Genomic DNA, 19977 nt, shown 5'->3' with positions numbered 1-19977 from the left:
TTTAGGCCTCTAATTATTCGCAAATCATTAAATATTTACATTTTCCAAAATCACCGCATAGCCTTGTCCGACGCCAACACACATCGTTGCCAATGCATATTTTTTGCCGGTTTTATGCAGTTCCAACGCTGCGGAATAGGTTATTCGTGATCCACTCATTCCCAGTGGATGCCCCAATGCGATAGCGCCACCGTTTACATTCACTCTTGTATCGTCGTTCGCAATTCCGAGTTCTTTCAAGCACGCTATACTTTGTGCGGCAAAGGCTTCATTAAGTTCAATGATATCAATTTGATCCAATGTTAAGCCCGCTCTTTTTAAAGCTAATTTTGTTGCATCAACCGGACCAATTCCCATAATTCTCGGTTCTACACCGACTACAGCAGAACAAACAATTTTCGCCAAGGGTTTTAAACCATAATTTTTCACTGCATCCCCCGAAGCGATGATCATTGCAGCAGCTCCGTCGTTCAGTCCGGAAGCATTTCCTGCCGTTACCGTTCCATTTTCTTTCACGAATGCAGGTTTAAGTTTCCCTAAAATTTCTAAGCTACTGTTCGGTTTGATGAATTCATCTTTGTTTACCAGAATCGGGTCGCCTTTTCTTTGTGGAATTTGGATGTCGGAAATTTCCTCCGCCAATCTCCCGGATTCCTGTGCTTTTGTGGCTTTCATTTGAGAATTCAAGGCAAATTCATCCTGTTCCTTTCTCGTGATTTTATACATTTCAGCGAGGTTTTCAGCGGTTTTTCCCATCGCTTCTACGCCGTATGTTTTTTCCATTTCCGGATTTACAAAACGCCATCCGAAGCTGGAATCGTACATTTTCTGATCGGTCGCGAACCCGCTCTCCGCCTTAGAAATCACAAACGGACCTCTGGACATTCCTTCCACGCCTCCCGCGATGAAGAGATCGCCTTCACCGGATTTTATCGCCCGCATTGCCTGTGCCACCGCACTCATCCCCGAGGCGCAAAGTCGGTTTACCGTTTCTCCCGGGACATTTTGCGGCAGTCCGGCCAAAAGCAAAGCCATTCTTGCGATATTTCGGTTGTCTTCCCCGGCTTGGTTGGCGCATCCTATGATCACATCATCTATTCTGTCCAAAGGCAATTCCGGATTTTTTGCGGTAAGATTTTTGATGACGGAAGCTATTAAATCGTCAGTTCTCACGGCGGCGAGGCTACCTTTAAAGTTTCCGATTGCACTGCGAGTTCCATCTATAATGTATGCTTCTTTACTCATTTTAAGTTCATTTTTTTATGGGTAAAAAGATACGCTTTTTATTTATTTTTGATAAACGTCCTCCTGTTTTTGTGGAATTTCAGTATTACCATTTTAAGATTTGCTTTTTGAAAAACTTAATGAAGGACAAAGAAATGATGGTAACCAATATCGCAATGAAGCGTCCGTCCGCTGAAACAGTAACAAAGCATTCTATAGGTTCAATATTACCATCTTCGGACTTTTCAATCAAGATCAATCGCTAAAAACTGAAAATTTAGGAATAGGGAAATTATTTTCTTTCAAAAGATATTAGAATTTTAATGAACAAATTCGAGCAAAGGAACAATGAACCGATCAAAAACCTCGATATGGGGCGAATGTCCCACGTTTTCAAGTTCCACCAATTTTGAATTTTTGATTTTCTTTTGGGTTTCTTTACCTAAATTTTGGTAAAGTCCCATCAAAGGTTGTAATTCTGTCGGTGCATTTGGCTTTCCAATTGCTGTTCTGTCGCGCGTTCCTATGATAAGTAGAGTGGGAGCAATGATGTTTTCAAAGTCGTAAACTACGGGTTGTGTATATACCATATCGGTCGTAAGTGCTGCATTCCAAGCGGTTTTCGCGAAATCCGGATGAATCGTCCACCCTGCGAGCAAATTCAGCCATTTGTCATATTCAGGTTTCCATTTTCCGTCGTAGTAAAATTTTAACTGATATTCTTTGTAGGACTGATAGGTGTTTTTCAGTTCGGAAGCGTAGAGTTTATCGATGTTTTGATAAGGTGAAAATTTCCGGTAATCTTCCAGACCTATTGGGTTTTCCAAAATCAGCTTTTCGATGCTGTTGGGATACATAACGGCCATTTTCGTGGCGAGCATTCCACCCATCGAATGTCCTAAAAGAATGAATTTTTCTATTTTTAAATCATCCACAATAGCCTTAGTATTCTCTGCCAATTGCTGAAAACTGAACTGATACTGCTGAGGTTTTGATGATTTTCCGAAACCGATCTGATCCGGCATAATCACCCTGAAACCTTCTTTTAAAAGGACTTTTGCAGTTTGCTCGAAATAGTATCCGTTAAAATTTTTGCCATGAAGCAAAACGATGGTCTTACCGTTCGGTTTCGCAGGTTTGGCATCCATGAAAGCCATTTTCAAATCCTGTCCTTGTGTTTTCAATTTTTTAAAAGCAACCGGAAAAGGATATTGCACTGTAGATAGTTCTGAATCCAAAGCCTCAATTTTTGGCTGAATTTGTGCGTTGAAAAATGTACTGAAAATCAAGAAAATGGAAGAAAAAATGGATGCTAATTTCATTTCGAAAACGTTTTTTACAAAAATACATAATTAAAAAGAGTCGCGAACGACCCTTTTTTTATCAGTCTGTTAATAGGATTTCCACCATTGTTCATAGTTTTCATCATCATTCAGATAATCTGTTTTTTCGCCAATTTTCGGAATGAGGATTCTCTTATTTTCGGTATTAAGTTCCATTATTTTTTCAAGTGGTTCCTTCCATGGATGTGTTGCCAGAGCGAATTTCGAGTTGTGGACCGGAATCATTCTTTTGGCATTGAGATCTTCCATCGCCTTGATGTGGTCTCCGGGCATCATGTGGATGTACCGCCAATCTTTGTTGTATTGTCCGTTTTCAAGAATTGCCAAATCAAAACTTCCGTATTTCTCACCAATCTTTTTAAAATGATTATCGTAACCGCTGTCGCCACCGATGTACACTCTTTGGTTTGGTGTTTCAAATACAAAACTTGCCCAAATCGCCTGATCACGCTTTAAACCACGCCCGGAAAAATGCCTTGCCGGTTCTGCAGTAACTTTAAATCCTTCACCTAAATTTGAACTTTCAAACCAGTCGAGTTCAACGATGTTTTTCGGATTGTATCCCCAATACTCTAGGTGTTCACCGGTACCAAGGCCGGTAATAATCTTTTTGGTTTTCGGAAAAAGCTTAAGAACAGTTTCGTAATCCAGATGGTCCCAATGATCGTGAGTGATAATCAAATAATCCAATTCCGAAAAGTCATCTGTGGTATAAAGGTCTGTTCCCTTAAAAGCCTTTGTTGTAAAAGAGAAGGGCGACGCATTACCGCTGAAAACGGGATCCACGAGGATTTTTTTACCGTCAATTTGTAGGAAATAGGACGAGTGCCCCATCCAGATGAATACATTTTCGTTGGGATCCAAAGATTTCAAATCTGTCTTTTCAAAGTTAAAAGGTCTTTGCGGAATTTTATTGGGAAATTTTCCAAAAAGAAAGCGGAACATTACTTCCGGCATCGAGGTATCTTCTGCCAATTGCGGAGTAGCATTTAAGTTGTCGAAGCGTCCATTTTTATAATGAGGAGATTTTAAAATTCTTTCCAGTCGTTCACCGGAAGGAGCTTTACCAAATTTTGCCTGTCTTAAGACAATATAAGCTGTCACCATTACAGCAACCGCCAGCATAAGAATTATAATCATAAGTTTCTTTAGAATCTTCATTTTTATTCGGGTTTCACTGGTGTTAAGTCGAGTAACCAGTATGGAATTTATTTTACAAACGCCTGCAAATGTAAATTAAAATTAAAGGAATGCTTAAAATCATGGGAATAATTTTATCTATCATTGAAATAAGTGTTAACTTTAATACAATCAAAAAAATTAAAAATTATGCACGAAAATGTAGTCATTAAACAAAGAGTGAACGCGCCTGTAGAAAAGGTTTGGAACGCTTTGACCGATAAAGCGCAGATGAAGGAATGGTATTTTGATATCCCTGATTTCGAGCTGGGACTTCATAATGAGTTCAATTTTTTTGAACCCGGAGGGGAAAACAGGTTCCATCATCATGGTGAAATTCTGGAAGTTATTCCGAATCAGAAATTTAAACATACCTGGTCTTATCCGGAGTTTTCGAAAGAGAAAACTATTGTGAGATGGGAGCTGGAAGAAGACAACGGAGGTACTTTAGTAACTCTCACCCACAAGGGTCTTGAAAATTTTAACCATTTGGGTAAAGATTTCCAGAAAGAAAATTTCGAAAACGGATGGAACGAAATTTTAGGGCAGAGCTTGAAAGAATTTATAGAAAAATAGATTAATATTGATTGAGGGAAACACGCCGAGAGGCGTGTTTTTGTTTTTTTAAACAATGTTTGCAGATGTTTAATTTAAATTTAATGAAAAATAAAAAAAAGCTTTTTGGTGTCGTTTGATTTTAAAGTCTATCATTGCTGGTTCGCACGCTGCTCCACTTTTTTGTAGGTGTAAGCGCTCATCATAATACTGAATTCATACAGCAGAAGAAGTGGGAACGCTGCCATCAACATACTCAGTACATCAGCCGGAGTAATAATTGCCGCAACAACCATAATTAAAACAATCGCATGTCGGCGGTAAGTTCGCATGAACTGTGGCGTTAAAATCCCTATTGAAGTCAGGAAATAAACGATCACCGGAAAGAGGAACACAAGCCCCATCCCAAGCACAACCTGCATAAAAAGGGTAGTATAGTCACTGAGATCAAATAGCTGAGTGATTGAATCTGAAATCGTAAACAATAACCCGAAATTAATCGCAAACGGAAGGATGAGGAAATATCCGCATAGAATTCCTACGACAAAAAGAATCCACACAAAATTAATCAGGAAAACTGAGTTTTTGCGCTCGTTTGGATGTAGTGCGGGCGAAATAAATCTCCAAAGTTCCCATATGATATAAGGAAAAGCCGCAACAATTCCACCGAAAATAGAAACCGACATCATTACATTAAACTGCTGGAAAAGTTTCTTCTGCTGCACCGCGAAATGTTCTGGCAGGGTAATACTGTCTTGGCCGATAAGTTCGCGGGAAAAATGATTTACCACTCTAAAGGTAAAGAAATCGTTGCGTGTAGGCCCGAAAAAAATATGGTCCATGATCCAGTTTACATTCAGTCCCACTACAATGGCGCCTATAATAATGGCAATGATGGAGCGGATCAGGTGTCCTCTCAATTCGCCGATGTGTCCCCAGAATGACATTTCTTTTCCCTCACTCATTTTAAAAATTCAAGATTTAAAATTCAAGATTGCGAAATTACTGAATTATTGCGTAAAACGGGAAACCGGGCGAAAACTATTTCGTCTTCAAATCTCAGCATTTCTGTGGATGCGATGCACCAAATTTTCCCGGATTTTAGTTAATTCCTTCATCCAGTAGTCGGTGGATGTCAATAATTCCGTGGTATTTGCCCTGTTCGGTCACAATGAGCTGGCCGATGTTTTTGTCTTTCAGAATCTGCATGGCTTCTTTGGCCAGTGCATTTTTATCAATACTTTTTGGATGAGCGCTCATGATATCTTTTGCGATAATTTTAGAAAGATCCTGTTCGCTGAGCAGCATTCTGCGAAGATCGCCATCGGTAATTACTCCAGTAATTTTTTCGTTATCTGTTACTACCGTAATTCCGTGCGAAGAACCGCTTACCGAAATAATAATCTCCCGGATATTGGCATTTTCAGAAACCTGCGGCTTTTGAGAGGAAAGAAACTGCTCTACCTTTGCCGTAAGGTTTTTGCCTAAACTGCCCCCCGGATGGAATTTTGCAAAATCATTTTCTTTAAAGCCGTTCAGTTCCATAAGGCAAACTGCCAAAGCGTCGCCCAAAGCCATTTGTACTGTTGTGGAACTGGTTGGCGCCAGTTTTATCGGGCAGGCTTCTTTTTCTACCGAAGAATTTAAAATAACATCCGAAAACTCTGCCAGTTTCGAGTTCATATTTCCCGTCATTCCTATTAATGCGGAAGAATAGTCTTTCAGAAAGGGAAGTAGGTTTACAATTTCCGGCGAATTTCCCGAATTGGAAATGCAAAGCACCACATCAGTTTTCTGAATAACGCCCAAATCTCCGTGAATCGCTTCAGAAGCATGAAGAAACTGTGATGGAGTTCCGGTAGAATTCAGCGTTGCGACGATTTTGTTGCCTACATGGGCAGATTTTCCGATCCCGACAATAATGAGTTTTCCCGCCGCCGAGTTGATGAGTTCTGTCGCTTTAAGAAAGTTTTCATCCAGGCGGTTTTTCAGATTTTCAAGTTCTTTAATTTCAATGGAAATTGCATTTTTCGCTATTTGTAGAATTTCAGGATGATTCATCGGTGCTGATTTGAAAAAGGGAAATTTTTAATCCTATTAATATATGGAAATATTTTATTTTTCTGATGCTCAAAATTAAAGGTGTATTTTTTAATTTTGATTTTTATTTTCTAACTTTGGGTAAAATGCAAATTTAGTAAAGAATTTAAGACAGACTGCCAGAGATAAAGAATTTTCAAATAATAAAATAAAGTTCTTTCTTTAGCGATACAATGAATAATAAAAGATGAAAACAAAAAACGCCGATTTATCAAAAGAACTCAAAAAATATTTCGGCTTCTCAACATTTAAAGGTCAGCAGGAAGCGATTATAAAAAATTTACTCGACGGGAAAGATATTTTTGTACTTATGCCTACAGGGGGCGGAAAATCGTTGTGTTACCAGTTGCCGGCGCTTATTTCCGAAGGAACTGCCATTGTGGTTTCGCCATTAATTGCGCTGATGAAAAACCAGGTAGATGCTGTTAACGGGCTTTCTTCCGATCTGGGCGTTGCCCATGTTTTGAACTCTTCTCTCAATAAAACCCAGACCAAACAGGTTTTCGATGATATCAAAGCCGGACGCACCAAGCTGCTATATGTTGCCCCGGAATCACTGATTAAGGAAGAGTATCTGGATTTTCTGCGGGATGTGAAAATCTCTTTTGTAGCCATTGATGAAGCGCACTGTATTTCGGAATGGGGGCACGATTTCCGCCCGGAATACAGAAACCTGAAGCTTATTATCGATAAAATTGCAGATGTTCCGGTGATTGCTTTAACTGCAACCGCAACGCCAAAAGTTCAGGATGACATCCAGAAAACGCTGGGAATGACGAATGCGTTGGTTTTTAAAGAAAGCTTTAACCGCCCGAACCTCTTTTACGAAGTTCGCCCGAAAGTTAATATCGACAAAGAAATTGTAAAATTCATCAATCAGCATAAAGGAAAATCGGGCATTGTTTACTGTCTCAGCAGGCGGAAAGTTGAAGAGTTTGCGCAACTTCTGCAGGTGAACGGAATCAATGCGCTGCCGTATCACGCAGGTCTTGACCAAAAAACCCGTGTTGCAAACCAGGATAAATTCCTGATGGAAGAATGTGATGTAATTGTCGCTACCATTGCTTTCGGAATGGGAATCGATAAGCCGGATGTAAGGTTTGTGATTCATTACGATATTCCAAAATCTCTCGAAAGCTATTATCAGGAAACCGGAAGGGCCGGAAGAGATGGCGGAGAAGGTTACTGTCTCGCATTTTATGATCCAAAAGACATCGAGAAACTTGAAAAATTTCTTGCACAGAAACCCGTTTCTGAGCGCGAAATCGGCCTTCAGCTCCTGAATGAAGTGGTGGGTTATGCCGAAACTTCCATGAGCCGCCGCCAGTATATTCTTTATTATTTCGGGGAACAGTTCGATCCGATAAACGGCGCTGGTGCACAAATGTGCGATAATTCTGTAAATCCACCTACGCTGAAAGATGCGACCAAAGAACTAAATCAGGTATTGAATCTGGTAAAAGATCTCGAAGAGAAATTCAAGACTAAAGATTTGATTTCGGTTATTGTCGGAAAAGAAAATTCGGTTACAAAATCTTATAAACTTGAAACGAGCAAGTATTTCGGTTTCGGAAAAAATGAAGCTGAAAATTTCTGGAAATCGATTATTCGCCAGGCCACCGTACAGGATTATCTTCAGAAAGATATCGAAACGTACGGTGTGCTGAAAGTAACAGAAAAAGGCAGAAAAGTTATTGACGGAAAAGATAAAACTCCATTTCTCATCGCTGAAGACCGCGAATACGATCTTGCCCAAACCAAAGCAGATTCGCAGCAGGTACAGGTGCAGCAAAACAGTGGTTTAGACGAAAATCTTTTTGTTCAGCTGAAAGAATTGCGCAAGTCGGTAGCCAAAAAACATGGCATTCCGCCTTATACGGTTTTCATGGATCCAAGTTTGGAAGATATGACCGTTCAGTATCCGGTCACCATTGAAGAAATCGGAAAAACCTACGGAGTTGGCGAAGGAAAAGCGAAAAAATACGGAAAGGAATTTGCCGAGTTCATTAAAAAATACGTTGAAGAAAACGGTATAGAGCGAACCCAGGACATGGTCATCAAACAGGTGGCAAATAAATCCAGTCACAAAGTTTTCATCATTCAGAGTACGGATAAAAAAATTGATCTCGAGGATATTGCAAAAGCTAAAAACCTTTCCATGGAGGATTTGCTGAAAGAAATGGAAAGTATTGTTTATCAGGGAACGAAGCTTAATATTGATTATTATATCGATGAGAATTTTGATGAAGACATTGTAGATGATTTCATGGAATTTATGCGCGGTTCCGACAGTGACAGCATGAAAGTCCTTCTGGCCGAATTTGGCGATGATTTAAGTGATGAAGAAGTTCGGATGTTGAGGATTAAATTCATCTCTGATGTTGCAAATTAACGGTCAAAATATCCTGGTTTGACAGCTGTTCACAAAAAAAAATCGATTATTTTCATCCTTCCAGACCTTGAAACCGGCGGAGCGGAGCGAATTGTTACAACCATCGCCAATCATCTTCCACGTAACTTATTTTTGCCCAAAATAATGCTGTTGAGAAAAGAAGGCGGCTATCTCGATCTCTTAAAAGATGATATAGAAGTAATCGACCTGAAAACTCCACGGATCCGACATTCTTTAAAGCCGATTTTGCTCGAAATAAAGAAAAGAAAACCAGATATCGTGTTCTGCGGTTTTGGGGAAATCAACGCCTATCTTTCATTATTTATTCCGCTTTTTCCGAAAACGAAATTCATTGCCAGAGAAACCAATGTTGTTTCCCAGCATGTAAAGCGTAAGGAAATTCGGTTTTTCTACAGATTTTACAGCAATTATCACCGGATTATTTGCCAGAGCGACGACATGGCGAATGATATTATCGATAATTTTAAAATAAAACCTCATAAGATCATTAAAATCAACAATCCTGTCGATTTCGGTTTTATTGAAAAACAGTTGGAACTTTCGGTACGGCCGGAAAGTTTTAAATCTGATTTTAAAAATGTCGTTGCGATTGGAAATCTCTCTTACAGAAAAGGTTTCGATCATCTTTTAAAAGTATTCGGGCATTTAAAAAACGAAAAAATTCTGCTGCATATTCTCGGAGATGGCAGAGACAAGGTTTTGCTGCATCAGAAAAAGGAGCAATTTGGCTTGGAAAACGTAATTTTTCACGGTCAGCAGAAAAATCCTTATCAGTTCCTGAAATTCGCCGATTTATTTGTACTCTCATCACGTTATGAAGGATTTCCGAATGTACTACTGGAAGCCGGAGCATGCGGAATTTATTCACTCGCCAATAATTGTCCGGGTGGCATTAACGAAATTATTCAGCCTCAAGTTAACGGTGAAATATTCACCATCGAAAACCATGAAGCGTTTGGCGAAAAGATGATCCAGATTTTAAAGGAACAACATCCAACTGAGTTAATTCGTGATTCGATCCGTTCTCGTTTTTCAAAAGATAAAATTCTTAGCCATTACGAAAAAATTTTAAATAACTTATGATCTTAATCATAAGTTAATTTTAATAATTTGTAAACTTTTTACCTCTTGTAAATATTTTTAATATTGAATGTCAGTATTTTAAAGGATTTAATTTGTAAACTTTTTTTTATTTAGATTATCTTCTGTAAATTTATTTCGAAAATAATAATATTTATGGAGGCTGAAAAAATTACTAAGAAACAAAAGGTTTATTCTTATAAAGATGCGTATGAAAGTACGTTACAATACTTCGAAGGTGATGATCTCGCCGCTAAAGTTTGGGTGAGTAAATACGCACTGAAAGATTCGGATGGCAATATTTACGAGAAAACTCCCGATGATATGCATTACAGAATCGCTTCGGAAATCTCCAGAATCGAATCGAAGTATCCAAATCCACTTTCTGCCGAAGAAGTTTTTGATCTTATTAAAAAATTTAAGTATATCATTCCGCAGGGAAGCCCGATGACGGGGATTGGTAATAACTTTCAAATCGCTTCACTTTCCAACTGTTTCGTAATCGGCAGCGGTACCGACAGTGATTCCTACGGAAGTATTATGAAAATTGACGAAGAGCAGGTGCAGCTGATGAAAAGGCGCGGCGGCGTTGGTCATGATTTGTCACACATTCGCCCGAAAGGTTCTCCCGTGAAAAATTCTGCGCTTACTTCAACCGGTTTGGTGCCGTTTATGGAAAGGTATTCCAATTCCACGCGTGAAGTGGCTCAGGATGGCAGAAGAGGAGCGCTCATGCTTTCTGTTTCTGTAAATCACCCCGATTCTGAAGATTTCGTAAATGCCAAACTTGAGCAGGGAAAAATCACCGGCGCCAATATTTCGGTACGTATTGATGATGAATTTATGCAAGCCGTGGTAGGGAAGGAAGATTACGTTCAGAAATATCCGATTCACAGCAAAAATCCTAAAGTCAGCAAAGAGATTAAAGCGACCGATCTTTGGAATAAAATCATTCATAACGCCTGGAAATCCGCGGAACCGGGGGTACTTTTCTGGGATACCATTATCCGAGAATCGTTGCCCGACTGTTATGCAGATTTAGGTTATGAAACGGTTTCCACCAATCCGTGTGGCGAAATTCCGCTGTGTCCGTATGATTCCTGCAGACTTTTGGCGGTGAATTTATTCTCTTACGTTGAAAATCCTTTTACCAAAAAGGCGAAATTCAATTTTGAGCTTTTCAAAGAACATGTAGGGTTTGCCCAAAGAATGATGGATGATATCATCGACCTTGAAATTGAAAAAATCGATGCGATTATTCATAAGATAGACTCAGATCCTGAAAGCAATGAAATTAAAGCCACTGAAAAAAATCTCTGGATCAAAATCCGCAAAAAAACCATTGAAGGCCGCAGAACCGGCGTAGGAATTACCGCCGAAGGCGATATGTTGGCCGCTTTGAATATTCAGTACGGAAGCAAAGAAGGTAACGAATTTTCTACTTTGGTTCATAAAACTTTAGCACTTGCAGCTTACCGCTCGTCTGTTGAAATGGCGAAGGAAAGAGGTGCTTTCGCGATTTACGATGCGAAAAGAGAAGAGAAAAATCCTTTTATTTTAAGAATCAAAGAAGCGGATCCCGCACTGTATGAAGATTTAAAAAAATATGGTAGAAGAAATATAGCTTTGCTAACTATTGCCCCAACGGGAAGTACCTCGCTGATGTCGCAAACAACCTCTGGTATTGAGCCTGTGTTTCTTCCGGTTTACAAGCGAAGAAGAAAAGTGAATCCCAATGACAAAGATGTACGGGTAGATTTTGTAGATGAGGTTGGAGATTCCTGGGAAGAATATCTTGTTTTTCACCACCGTTTCAGACAGTGGATGGAAATTAACGGAATCGATACCGATAAAAAATACACTCAGGAAGAAATTAATAAAATCATCGAAGTTTCGCCTTATTACAAAGCCACTTCCAATGATGTGGACTGGCTGAGTAAGGTTGAAATGCAGGGCGCCATCCAGAAATGGGTAGATCATTCGATTTCGGTGACGATTAATGTTCCGAATGATGCTACTGAAGAACTGGTGAATCAGTTGTACATCAAAGCCTGGGAAGTGGGTTGCAAAGGTGTAACCGTTTACCGTGATGGTTCCCGTTCCGGAGTTTTGATTTCGAATGACGAGAAAAAAGAAGAAAAAACTGAAATCCTGCAACCTGCTTTTCCAACAAAAAGACCGCAAGTGCTGGAAGCTGATGTGGTACGTTTCCAGAATAATAAAGACAAATGGATTGCCTTTGTTGGTCTCATAGACAAAAAACCTTACGAAATATTCACCGGTTTGGCCGATGATGAAGAAGGTATTGCCCTTCCGCGCTGGGTAAACGAAGGACTGATTATTAAAAACCGCGATGCAGACGGTAAATCCCGTTACGACTTCCAATTTACTAATCTTCGCGGCTACAAAACAACCATTGAAGGGCTTTCGCATAAATTCAATCCTGAATTCTGGAATTATGCAAAACTTATTTCCGGGACTTTAAGACATGGAATGCCGATTGAAAATGTGGTAGAACTGATTAACCGTCTCGAACTCGATTCTGAATCCATCAACAACTGGAAAGCCGGTGTTGCACGGGCCTTGAAACGCTATATCGCCGACGGAACTGAAGCTTCGGGCAAATGTTCGAACTGCGGATCGGATCAGGTGGTGTATCAGGAAGGCTGCCTGATTTGTAAGAATTGTGGAAGCTCGAAGTGTGGATAATTTAACGATGAATTTGATTAACATTTTTTCGTGTGAAAACTCATTAAATCTGAAGTCGATTTTCAGGATTTCCGTGCCGCGAATGCACAAAAAATCCGTAAATTTGTGCACCTTTAATTTTTAATCAATCAAATAAAAATAAAAATGAGTCAATTCGATGTTACCGTTATCGGTTCCGGTCCTGGTGGTTATGTTGCGGCAATCCGTTGCGCACAGTTAGGTTTGAAAACTGCAATTATAGAGAAATATCCTACCATGGGCGGTACATGTCTGAATGTTGGATGTATCCCTTCAAAAGCTTTGCTCGACAGTTCTGAACATTTCGAAAACGCAAAACATAATTTCGCCAACCACGGCATTATCATCGACGAGCCCAAAGCGGATCTCGCAAGAATGATTGCCAGAAAAAACGAAGTGGTAGACCAAACAACCAAAGGAATCACCTTCCTGATGGATAAAAACAAAATCACTGTTTATGAGGGTGTGGGAAGTTTTGAATCTTCAACTCAGGTAAAAGTAACCAAAAACGACGGTTCATCTGAAATCATCGACTCCAAATATATCATCATCGCGACAGGTTCCAAACCAAGTTCGCTGCCTTTCATTACTTTAGATAAGGAAAGAGTCATTACTTCTACCGAAGCTTTAGAACTTAAAGAAATTCCGAAACATCTTGTCGTAATCGGTGGCGGTGTAATCGGTTTGGAATTAGGTTCTGTTTACAAAAGATTAGGTTCTGAAGTTACCGTTGTTGAATTTATGGATAAAATCATCCCAACAATGGACGGTGCTTTATCGAAAGAACTCAACAAAGTTTTAAGAAAACAGGGCATGAAATTCATGCTTTCTACCGCGGTTCAGGCTGTCGAAAGAAACGGCGACATCGTAAAAGTTACTGCCAAAGACAAAAAAGGCGAAGAAGTAGTGGTAGAAGGCGACTATGTATTGGTTTCTGTAGGGAGAAAGCCTTACACAGACGGACTTGCCATAGAAAAAGCAGGTGTAGATTTAGATGAAAGAGGAAGAGTGAAAACAAACGAACATCTTCAGACCAATGTTTCCAATATCTACGCAATTGGTGATGTAGTTGCCGGAGCTATGTTGGCACACAAAGCTTCTGAAGAAGGAGTTTTGGTTGCGGAACAGCTTGCGGGACAAAAACCACACATCAATTACAATCTAATTCCAGGTGTTGTTTATACTTGGCCGGAAGTTGCTGCAGTGGGTAAAACAGAAGAGCAATTGAAAGCAGAAGGCGTTGCCATAAAAGTAGGAAATTTCCCCATGAGAGCTTTGGGAAGAAGCCGTGCTTCCGGTGATTTAGATGGTTTCATCAAGATCATTGCAGACGAAAAAACTGATGAGGTTTTAGGCGTGCACATGATTGGTGCGAGAGCTGCTGATATGATTGCCGCTGCGGTAACCGCGATGGAATTCCGTGCAAGTGCCGAAGATATCGCAAGAATGTCGCATGCACACCCAACTTTTGCAGAAGCGATTAAAGAAGCAGCTTTGGATGCAACCGGAAAAATTGCACTTCATATGTAAAGAGAAGAATCTAAATTGTAGATATTTTAAAGAGAAGTTTCGGCTTCTCTTTTTTTTGTGATTAATCTTACCATTACGAGGGATTCGTAAATTTTTCGGATAATCATTGATCAGAAAAAAAATCAAGTGTTTGCTTTATTAATTTAATAATTAAAACATAATTTTAATAGTAAATTTTGTAAAATGGTGTGTAATATTTGAATGATCATCCGCAGAAATCGTTCCGCAATGTTGTTTTATCATTTCTGTACGTTGCGGAGCCATTTCTGTAGGTTGCATAACCATTTCTGTACGTTGCGGAGCCTTTTCTGTACGTTGCGGAATCATTTCTGATGCCTGCTGCTCCGTTTTGTGCGGAGATGATTTTGTTTAAATATCACTCACTTTTTTGTACTTAAAGAACGGTTTTATCTTTTTGTTGAGATAAGTTCCCTTAGAAAATGCCGCCCGGAAGTCATCAAAAACTACCTGCGGAACGTCGAGATAGTTGTATACGGCTCCAGTCACATAAACGATAGTCAGGATCTGGAGTTCCGGCTTATAAAAATATTTTCTGATGACTGATGAGGGCATAATTCCATTTCATCAATATCCGTTCCTTTAGTTTTCTTACCTTTGCAGTCAATTATTTATCACGCTAACCTATGGATCTCGGCAAAACTCAGTTACTAAAAATCGCAGAAAAAAATTATTCAGGTTTATTCCTGGAAGATGAAAACGGAGAAAGAGCATTTCTTCCTAAAATTTTCGCTAGCGAAGATGCTGAAATTGGCGATGAAATGGAGGTTTTCGTTTATCAGGATGATGACAGACTGAAGGCAACCACCGAAAAACCAAACGCCGAAGTAGGAGAGTTTGCCGTAATGACCTGCGTACAGAGCTTGCCCAGCGGCGCTTTCATGGATTGGGGAATCATCAAAGATTTGTTCGTTCCCTACAAACAGCAGAAACAGAAAATTGTCGAAGGCAAAAGATATCTGGTGCATGTTTATATTGATGAATTTTTAGGATTAATCACCGGTACAACACGGTTCAAGAGAAATCCGCAATACGAAGATCTGCCTTTCCGAAAGGGCGATAAGGTAAATCTGATTTTGATGGGCGAGGGCGAACTGGGCTGGAATGTGATCGTGAATAAAAAGTATATCGGATTGATTTACGCTTCGGATGTTTACAAAAAACTGTTTCCGCTTTCTGAAGAAATCGGTTACATAAAATCCATCCGCGAAGACGGTAAAATCGATGTTTCCCTTCAGCCGGAAGGCTACGAAAACAACGACGAATTCCAGCAGATTATTCTCGATAAACTGAAGGATAACTACGGTTTGCTCTATCTTTCCGATAAGTCTGAGCCGGAAGAAATCAAGCAGGAACTGCAGATGAGTAAAAAGAATTTTAAGAAAGCCATCGGCGGATTGTACCGGGATAAAAAAATTGAAATTTTAGAAGATAAAATCCGCCTTTTGGAAGAAGGAGAATAATAGGAAAATGAATGGGAGCGGGCTTTAGCCCGCTTTATTTATTAAAAACCAAGACGGCTTTAGCCAAAATATAAAAAAAGAGCAGAATCCAATGTTGGAATTGCTCTTTTTATTGTCGGGATGACTGGATTCGAACCAGCGACCCCTTGCACCCCATGCAAGTACGCTACCGGGCTGCGCTACATCCCGCACGCAGGTGCAAAAATAAGGAATCGCAGGTGATTTTCAAAATGAATTTCATCTCTAATTCCTGTTTTTTATCAATAGCCAACCGTTTAAAATACGCCCGTCAGAAACTTTAATGATATACCAATAACTTCCGGTTGGAAGGGCACGGGAATCAAATTTCCCGTCCCATTCAAAAGTTCCGGCGGTTATTTTTGACAGGACCAGTTTTCCGTTTCTGTCGTAAACTTTAATGTCAGAATTCGGGTAAATTTCCATTCCGTCTATTTTCCATGTATCATTAATGCCGTCAGAATTAGGAGTGAAACTGTTCGGAACATTGAAAATCGTGAAATTCATCTGCCCAATCACGCAGTTTCCGGAGGTTTTTACAAATATCGTATGACTTCCGTTGGACAGATTGCTAAATATATTTGACGTTTGCCAAACAGCATTGTCCAAAGAATAGAGAAAATCCCCAGAATTCGACATAATGACTGTTGCTGTATTATTTACGATCTGAACTCCCGTAATCGTTCCGAAAGATGATTTCGTTACCATAACAGAAGATGTATTTTCGCATCCAAAAATATTTCTAACTTTTACCGTGTATTTTCCGACCTCAGAAACCGAAAGCGTCTGTTTTGTCGAGATTACAGTTGGATTGCTGTCTTTCGTCCATTCGTAAGAAGAAAATCCGCTTCCTGCATCTAAATTCACTGATTGTCCTGAGCAAAATTCCGCGCTCGCAGGGAGATTCAGTGTTGGTTTTGGATGTAAAGTTAAATCCAGTTTTACGTAGACAAAACAGCCAAGTGTGTTAGAAATTTTCACATCAAACACATTTGCTCCGATGTTCAGTTTTTGGTTTGCCGGATTAGTAATTGATTGATTCGCGGAATCAAAGAATTCGAAATTTAAACCTGCTGTATTGGCAATAAGACTTGTTCTGTAATTATTAAGATCTACAATCTTGGTAGTTGCTGTAGTATCATTACAGAAAGCGGTTGCATAATTATTTGCCGGAATTCCGCCATTCGCAACAGCAACTTTTACCGCCAGTTTGGTTGTACTTTCGCAGCCGTTTACAGATTGGGTTGCATAGTAAGTTTTACCATCCGAAAGAGGAGTAGAAGCTGTCAGTATCGTGCCTGTTGAATCATACCAAATTATATTCTGACCTGTTACCGTCAAATTAGAAATAGTAGGGTTCTGGGCGGAACAGAAATCCTGCTGAGTACTTCCTGTCGGTGCCGTGGGATCATTGAGCGTTACCGTAATTTCTGTTTTGGCACTTTCGCAGCCATTCAGCGTCTGGCTTGCATAATATTTTGTACCGTCAGTTAAATTGGTGTTTGAACTTAAAGCATTTCCTGCAGCATCATACCATTTTATGGAGGTTCCCGTAATCTGAAGATTGGAAATCTTTGGAGAGGTAATTTTGCAGAAACTTTGTGCTGCATTCGCAACTGGTAAAGGCTCACTTGTTATCGTTACGTTCTGGTTTTGAGTGGAAATATTTCCGTTTCCGTCATTATATGTCCAGGTAATCACATAATTTCCCGGCAGTGAATATTGCAGCGGATCGGTAGTTGTTCCGATAATATTACCCATACAGACATCTGTTGCTGTTGGAATGGTGGTAATGATTGTTTTACAATTTCCGGTTACTAAAGGAAGATTCACAATATGAGGAACGGGAGCTGTTTTGTCTTCCACTTTAACAGTGACAGAATATGTACCGTCGCAATCTCCGGTACCGGTTATGATGCAGGTATAAGTTCCGGTGTGAATTGCCGTTGCATTAGGAATTGTTGGATTTTGCTGGGCAGAGCTGAATCCGTTAGGACCGCTCCAGGAATAGGAGGTGCCTCCCGAGGCGGAGAGATTGATGTCTGAATAAGGACATATTTGCGAATTTGCAGAGACATGTGGATTAGATGAACAGATTCCGAATTTCGCAACAAATTTTCCGCCAAACGCTGCGGTTGCACCGGTCTGCTGGTAAGAACCCGGTGTTGCATAATAGTACGGATGATCTCCGATACCAGATATAAAAATATTATCCTCATTTACATCTATTTTTCGGATTTCACTTACAGAACGTGAAAAATACGCATTATATAAAAACGCATAATCAATAGTTCCGTCATTTCTAAACTTGGTAATAAATCCTCCAGCCCGGGCGTTGGGAACATCAAGAGGAGGAATCATTGCGATATAATTCCATGTTCTTCCCGTCAAATATATGTCACCATCTTTGTTTATTTTAGCATCATTAATAAAATCGTCATAATCCGTATCCGCACCATAATAAGTACCCCAAATTCGTTGGCCAGATGGGTTCAGTTTTGCTATAAAAATGTCACACCCACTTCCAAGAGTAACTTCCTTGAATGAGCCCGGCGTGGAAATATTATCCATCGCAGTGGTGTTACCTACAATATATACATTAAAATCTGTATCAGTGCCGATTTTTATAAGGTCATTTAGTCTTCCGTAAATTGACCCGTTCTTAAAATTTTTTCCACCGTAAAAAGTTCCCCACTTTTTATTATAATTATGGTCATATTTAATAACGAATGCATTTTCTAATCCTATTAAATTTTCCTGATGAACGCCTGGCGTCGTGAATTTTGGGATATTTATGTTATTTCGGTATTGTCCTCCGATGTATATATTATTTGAAGAGTCATTTTTAATTTGTGCCACTGGAGCGTAAAAATATGTACTGTAAAGTAACTGTCCACTCTGGTTCATTTTTCCCCAGAAGCCCACATAATTATTGACAATTGAAAACGAAGGTATCTCGGCATCAAACGTTGAAATGTTGTTTATACTTTGGGTTTTACCCCCAAAAATTATATTTTGGTTTGTATCAATATCAACACATAGTATTTCATCTGGCAGGCTGCCTCCAAAATAAGTACCCCAAATCCGCTGTCCAGAGGGGTTTAATTTTAAGATAAACCCTTCTCTGTCATTGGCAGAGCCATTCTGCATGAATGTACCGGGAGTTGTTATAGGATTGGACGTTGTCGATTTGTTCCATACTGAACCAGCTACATACAGGTTGTCATTTTCGTCAATCACACCGTCCCAGATCTTACTGCGATTGTTATTGTTATATGTTGTAGGGTAACTGGTGCCAATAAATGTTCCCCATATCTTTATACCATTATCGCCGAACTTGATTACATAGCCATATTCAATTCCTAAAATGGTATTTATAATGAATGCACCGGATGTTGCAAGATTTTTGGCGTTAGTAATTTGTGAAGATTCATATACAAACTCCGAGTTTTTAGTTGATTTTATAAAATTTTCCACACTACCACCTGTGGTATGATTATTAAATGTACTCCAGATTCTTGTCGGAACAGGATCGATAATTACCGTTTTGCTGAAAGTATCCTGAGTGGTTTTAAAACCGTAAGTGGCATCTCCTAAATCCGTATATTCCACCGTAAGGTCTTCTTTCTTGCCGTTCATCTCGGTCCACGAATGGGGAATATTTTCCTGCATTTCGCCGAACCGCAGATCCATTGATATTTTTCCGTCTTTTAAATGGGTTTGTGCTCCTTTAAATTGCAGTTTTATATCGGAAATTTTACCGCCTGGATGAATGATGAAATTGTATTCTACCGGTTTCAGCGTGTCCGTCGGCTTGAAAAAAAACAAATCGATATTGGAGTATAAATTTTTATAGATAACTTTTTCGAATCGGTGAACATTTACCACCCCTGATGGGCGATGAGGAAGATTGTAATAATTATCATAGTCAGCCGATTTGCCTTCAGCAATAATTGTAGGATTTTTATTTGCACCCACAAACGTGATATCAACACGGTGAAACTGCTGTTCGATATCATATTCCGGATTTTTTTTCGTTCTTTTTACCGGCTCTTTTTCAAATTTCATTGAGCCAGTCTTTAAAGTTCTCTTAGCTTCGTAGACATCGTAAGAAAAACCATCGGTTTTGATCTGAACATTTAATCCACCAACATTTAAAAGATATTTTACGTTCGGATTCGCATTACCGTTCTGATCAATAATCTGGCCCTTGTTCTCATAGAAAAAAGCGTCAGAATCTGTTTTGTGTTTTTGACTAAAAAATGTAGCAGAAAGAAAAAAGAAAAAGGCGAGAAGTAGAGGTTTTTTCATTAAAAAAATTATGCTC

At 39.5% G+C, this 19977-nt stretch carries 14 protein-coding genes and 1 tRNA gene; 6 read left to right on the top strand and 9 right to left on the bottom strand.

The genetic code is table 11. The features are described 5' to 3' along the window. Positions 1-27: 27 nt before the first annotated feature. The 3 genes from pcaF to CDW55_RS09025 all read right to left on the bottom strand — a co-directional run bounded on the left by pcaF (position 28) and on the right by CDW55_RS09025 (position 3707). Positions 28-1245: a 3-oxoadipyl-CoA thiolase gene (gene pcaF / locus CDW55_RS09040; RefSeq protein ID WP_088469409.1), complete on the bottom strand. Its 1218-nt coding sequence runs from the start codon at positions 1243-1245 to the stop codon at positions 28-30. A gap of 299 nt (positions 1246-1544) precedes the next feature. Then, positions 1545-2546 (bottom strand): alpha/beta fold hydrolase, encoded by a 1002-nt coding sequence (locus tag CDW55_RS09030; RefSeq protein ID WP_088469407.1) that lies wholly within the window; start codon positions 2544-2546, stop codon positions 1545-1547. Between the two features lie 69 nt (positions 2547-2615). Next, positions 2616-3707, bottom strand: coding sequence for an MBL fold metallo-hydrolase (locus CDW55_RS09025; RefSeq protein ID WP_179285927.1), 1092 nt, complete (start codon positions 3705-3707; stop codon positions 2616-2618). Positions 3708-3896: 189 nt separating this feature from the next. Here CDW55_RS09025 and CDW55_RS09020 point away from each other — a divergent pair, with 189 nt between their 5' ends. After that, positions 3897-4322, top strand: a complete 426-nt coding sequence (locus CDW55_RS09020; protein WP_088469405.1) for an SRPBCC domain-containing protein — start codon at positions 3897-3899, stop codon at positions 4320-4322. Positions 4323-4453: 131 nt separating this feature from the next. Here the strand turns inward: CDW55_RS09020 and tatC are convergent, their stop codons facing one another. Both tatC and CDW55_RS09010 read right to left on the bottom strand, forming a co-directional pair. Beyond that, positions 4454-5266 carry a twin-arginine translocase subunit TatC gene (gene tatC, locus CDW55_RS09015; RefSeq protein ID WP_088469404.1) on the bottom strand — a complete coding sequence of 271 codons (813 nt, stop codon included), beginning with the start codon at positions 5264-5266 and terminating at the stop codon, positions 4454-4456. 136 nt (positions 5267-5402) lie between these two features. Further along, the gene (locus CDW55_RS09010; RefSeq protein ID WP_088469403.1) at positions 5403-6362 is read right to left on the bottom strand and encodes an SIS domain-containing protein; all 960 of its coding nucleotides are present in this window, start codon (positions 6360-6362) and stop codon (positions 5403-5405) included. 226 nt (positions 6363-6588) lie between these two features. Between CDW55_RS09010 and recQ the strand changes: the two genes are divergently transcribed. The 4 genes from recQ (at position 6589) to lpdA (ending at position 14151) form a co-directional block, all read left to right on the top strand. After that, a complete protein-coding gene (gene recQ / locus CDW55_RS09005) occupies positions 6589-8793 on the top strand; it encodes a DNA helicase RecQ (protein WP_088469402.1) in 2205 nt (734 codons plus the stop codon). A gap of 18 nt (positions 8794-8811) precedes the next feature. Continuing rightward, on the top strand, positions 8812-9897 hold the full coding sequence (locus CDW55_RS09000) for a glycosyltransferase (protein WP_088469401.1): 1086 nt from the start codon (positions 8812-8814) through the stop codon (positions 9895-9897). Between the two features lie 153 nt (positions 9898-10050). Next, complete coding sequence (locus CDW55_RS08995) at positions 10051-12603, top strand: adenosylcobalamin-dependent ribonucleoside-diphosphate reductase (protein WP_088469400.1); 2553 nt, start codon at positions 10051-10053, stop codon at positions 12601-12603. 144 nt (positions 12604-12747) lie between these two features. After that, positions 12748-14151, top strand: coding sequence for a dihydrolipoyl dehydrogenase (lpdA, locus tag CDW55_RS08990; protein WP_088469399.1), 1404 nt, complete (start codon positions 12748-12750; stop codon positions 14149-14151). Positions 14152-14301: 150 nt separating this feature from the next. Here lpdA and CDW55_RS12530 read toward each other — a convergent pair whose 3' ends face one another. Continuing rightward, positions 14302-14478 carry a hypothetical protein gene (locus tag CDW55_RS12530; protein WP_228399629.1) on the bottom strand — a complete coding sequence of 59 codons (177 nt, stop codon included), beginning with the start codon at positions 14476-14478 and terminating at the stop codon, positions 14302-14304. A 42-nt stretch (positions 14479-14520) separates the two neighbouring features. Continuing rightward, positions 14521-14724 (bottom strand): KTSC domain-containing protein, encoded by a 204-nt coding sequence (locus CDW55_RS08985; RefSeq protein ID WP_088469398.1) that lies wholly within the window; start codon positions 14722-14724, stop codon positions 14521-14523. A 71-nt stretch (positions 14725-14795) separates the two neighbouring features. Here CDW55_RS08985 and CDW55_RS08980 point away from each other — a divergent pair, with 71 nt between their 5' ends. After that, positions 14796-15632 carry a S1 RNA-binding domain-containing protein gene (locus CDW55_RS08980; protein WP_088469397.1) on the top strand — a complete coding sequence of 279 codons (837 nt, stop codon included), beginning with the start codon at positions 14796-14798 and terminating at the stop codon, positions 15630-15632. Between the two features lie 115 nt (positions 15633-15747). Here the strand turns inward: CDW55_RS08980 and CDW55_RS08975 are convergent. After that, positions 15748-15821 (bottom strand) — tRNA-Pro (locus tag CDW55_RS08975). Between the two features lie 54 nt (positions 15822-15875). Further along, positions 15876-19961: a T9SS type B sorting domain-containing protein gene (locus CDW55_RS08970; protein WP_179285926.1), complete on the bottom strand. Its 4086-nt coding sequence runs from the start codon at positions 19959-19961 to the stop codon at positions 15876-15878. Positions 19962-19977 lie beyond the last annotated feature (16 nt).

It is taken from the genome of Chryseobacterium sp. VAUSW3 (genome assembly GCF_002205795.1).
Lineage (GTDB): Bacteria > Bacteroidota > Bacteroidia > Flavobacteriales > Weeksellaceae > Kaistella > Kaistella yananensis.
This window is presented reverse-complemented; position numbering and strand designations above follow the sequence as displayed.

Excerpts from the sequence above, each read along its gene's own strand:
- pcaF (WP_088469409.1), bottom strand. The coding sequence starts at position 1,245 with ATGAGTAAAGAAGCATACATTATAGATGGAACTCGCAGTGCAATCGGA.
- CDW55_RS09030 (WP_088469407.1), bottom strand. The coding sequence starts at position 2,546 with ATGAAATTAGCATCCATTTTTTCTTCCATTTTCTTGATTTTCAGTACA.
- CDW55_RS09025 (WP_179285927.1), bottom strand. The coding sequence starts at position 3,707 with ATGATTATAATTCTTATGCTGGCGGTTGCTGTAATGGTGACAGCTTAT.
- CDW55_RS09020 (WP_088469405.1), top strand. The coding sequence starts at position 3,897 with ATGCACGAAAATGTAGTCATTAAACAAAGAGTGAACGCGCCTGTAGAA.
- tatC (WP_088469404.1), bottom strand. The coding sequence starts at position 5,266 with ATGAGTGAGGGAAAAGAAATGTCATTCTGGGGACACATCGGCGAATTG.
- CDW55_RS09010 (WP_088469403.1), bottom strand. The coding sequence starts at position 6,362 with ATGAATCATCCTGAAATTCTACAAATAGCGAAAAATGCAATTTCCATT.
- recQ (WP_088469402.1), top strand. The coding sequence starts at position 6,589 with ATGAAAACAAAAAACGCCGATTTATCAAAAGAACTCAAAAAATATTTC.
- CDW55_RS08995 (WP_088469400.1), top strand. The coding sequence starts at position 10,051 with ATGGAGGCTGAAAAAATTACTAAGAAACAAAAGGTTTATTCTTATAAA.
- lpdA (WP_088469399.1), top strand. The coding sequence starts at position 12,748 with ATGAGTCAATTCGATGTTACCGTTATCGGTTCCGGTCCTGGTGGTTAT.
- CDW55_RS12530 (WP_228399629.1), bottom strand. The coding sequence starts at position 14,478 with ATGATTCCGCAACGTACAGAAAAGGCTCCGCAACGTACAGAAATGGTT.
- CDW55_RS08985 (WP_088469398.1), bottom strand. The coding sequence starts at position 14,724 with ATGCCCTCATCAGTCATCAGAAAATATTTTTATAAGCCGGAACTCCAG.
- CDW55_RS08980 (WP_088469397.1), top strand. The coding sequence starts at position 14,796 with ATGGATCTCGGCAAAACTCAGTTACTAAAAATCGCAGAAAAAAATTAT.
- CDW55_RS08970 (WP_179285926.1), bottom strand. The coding sequence starts at position 19,961 with ATGAAAAAACCTCTACTTCTCGCCTTTTTCTTTTTTCTTTCTGCTACA.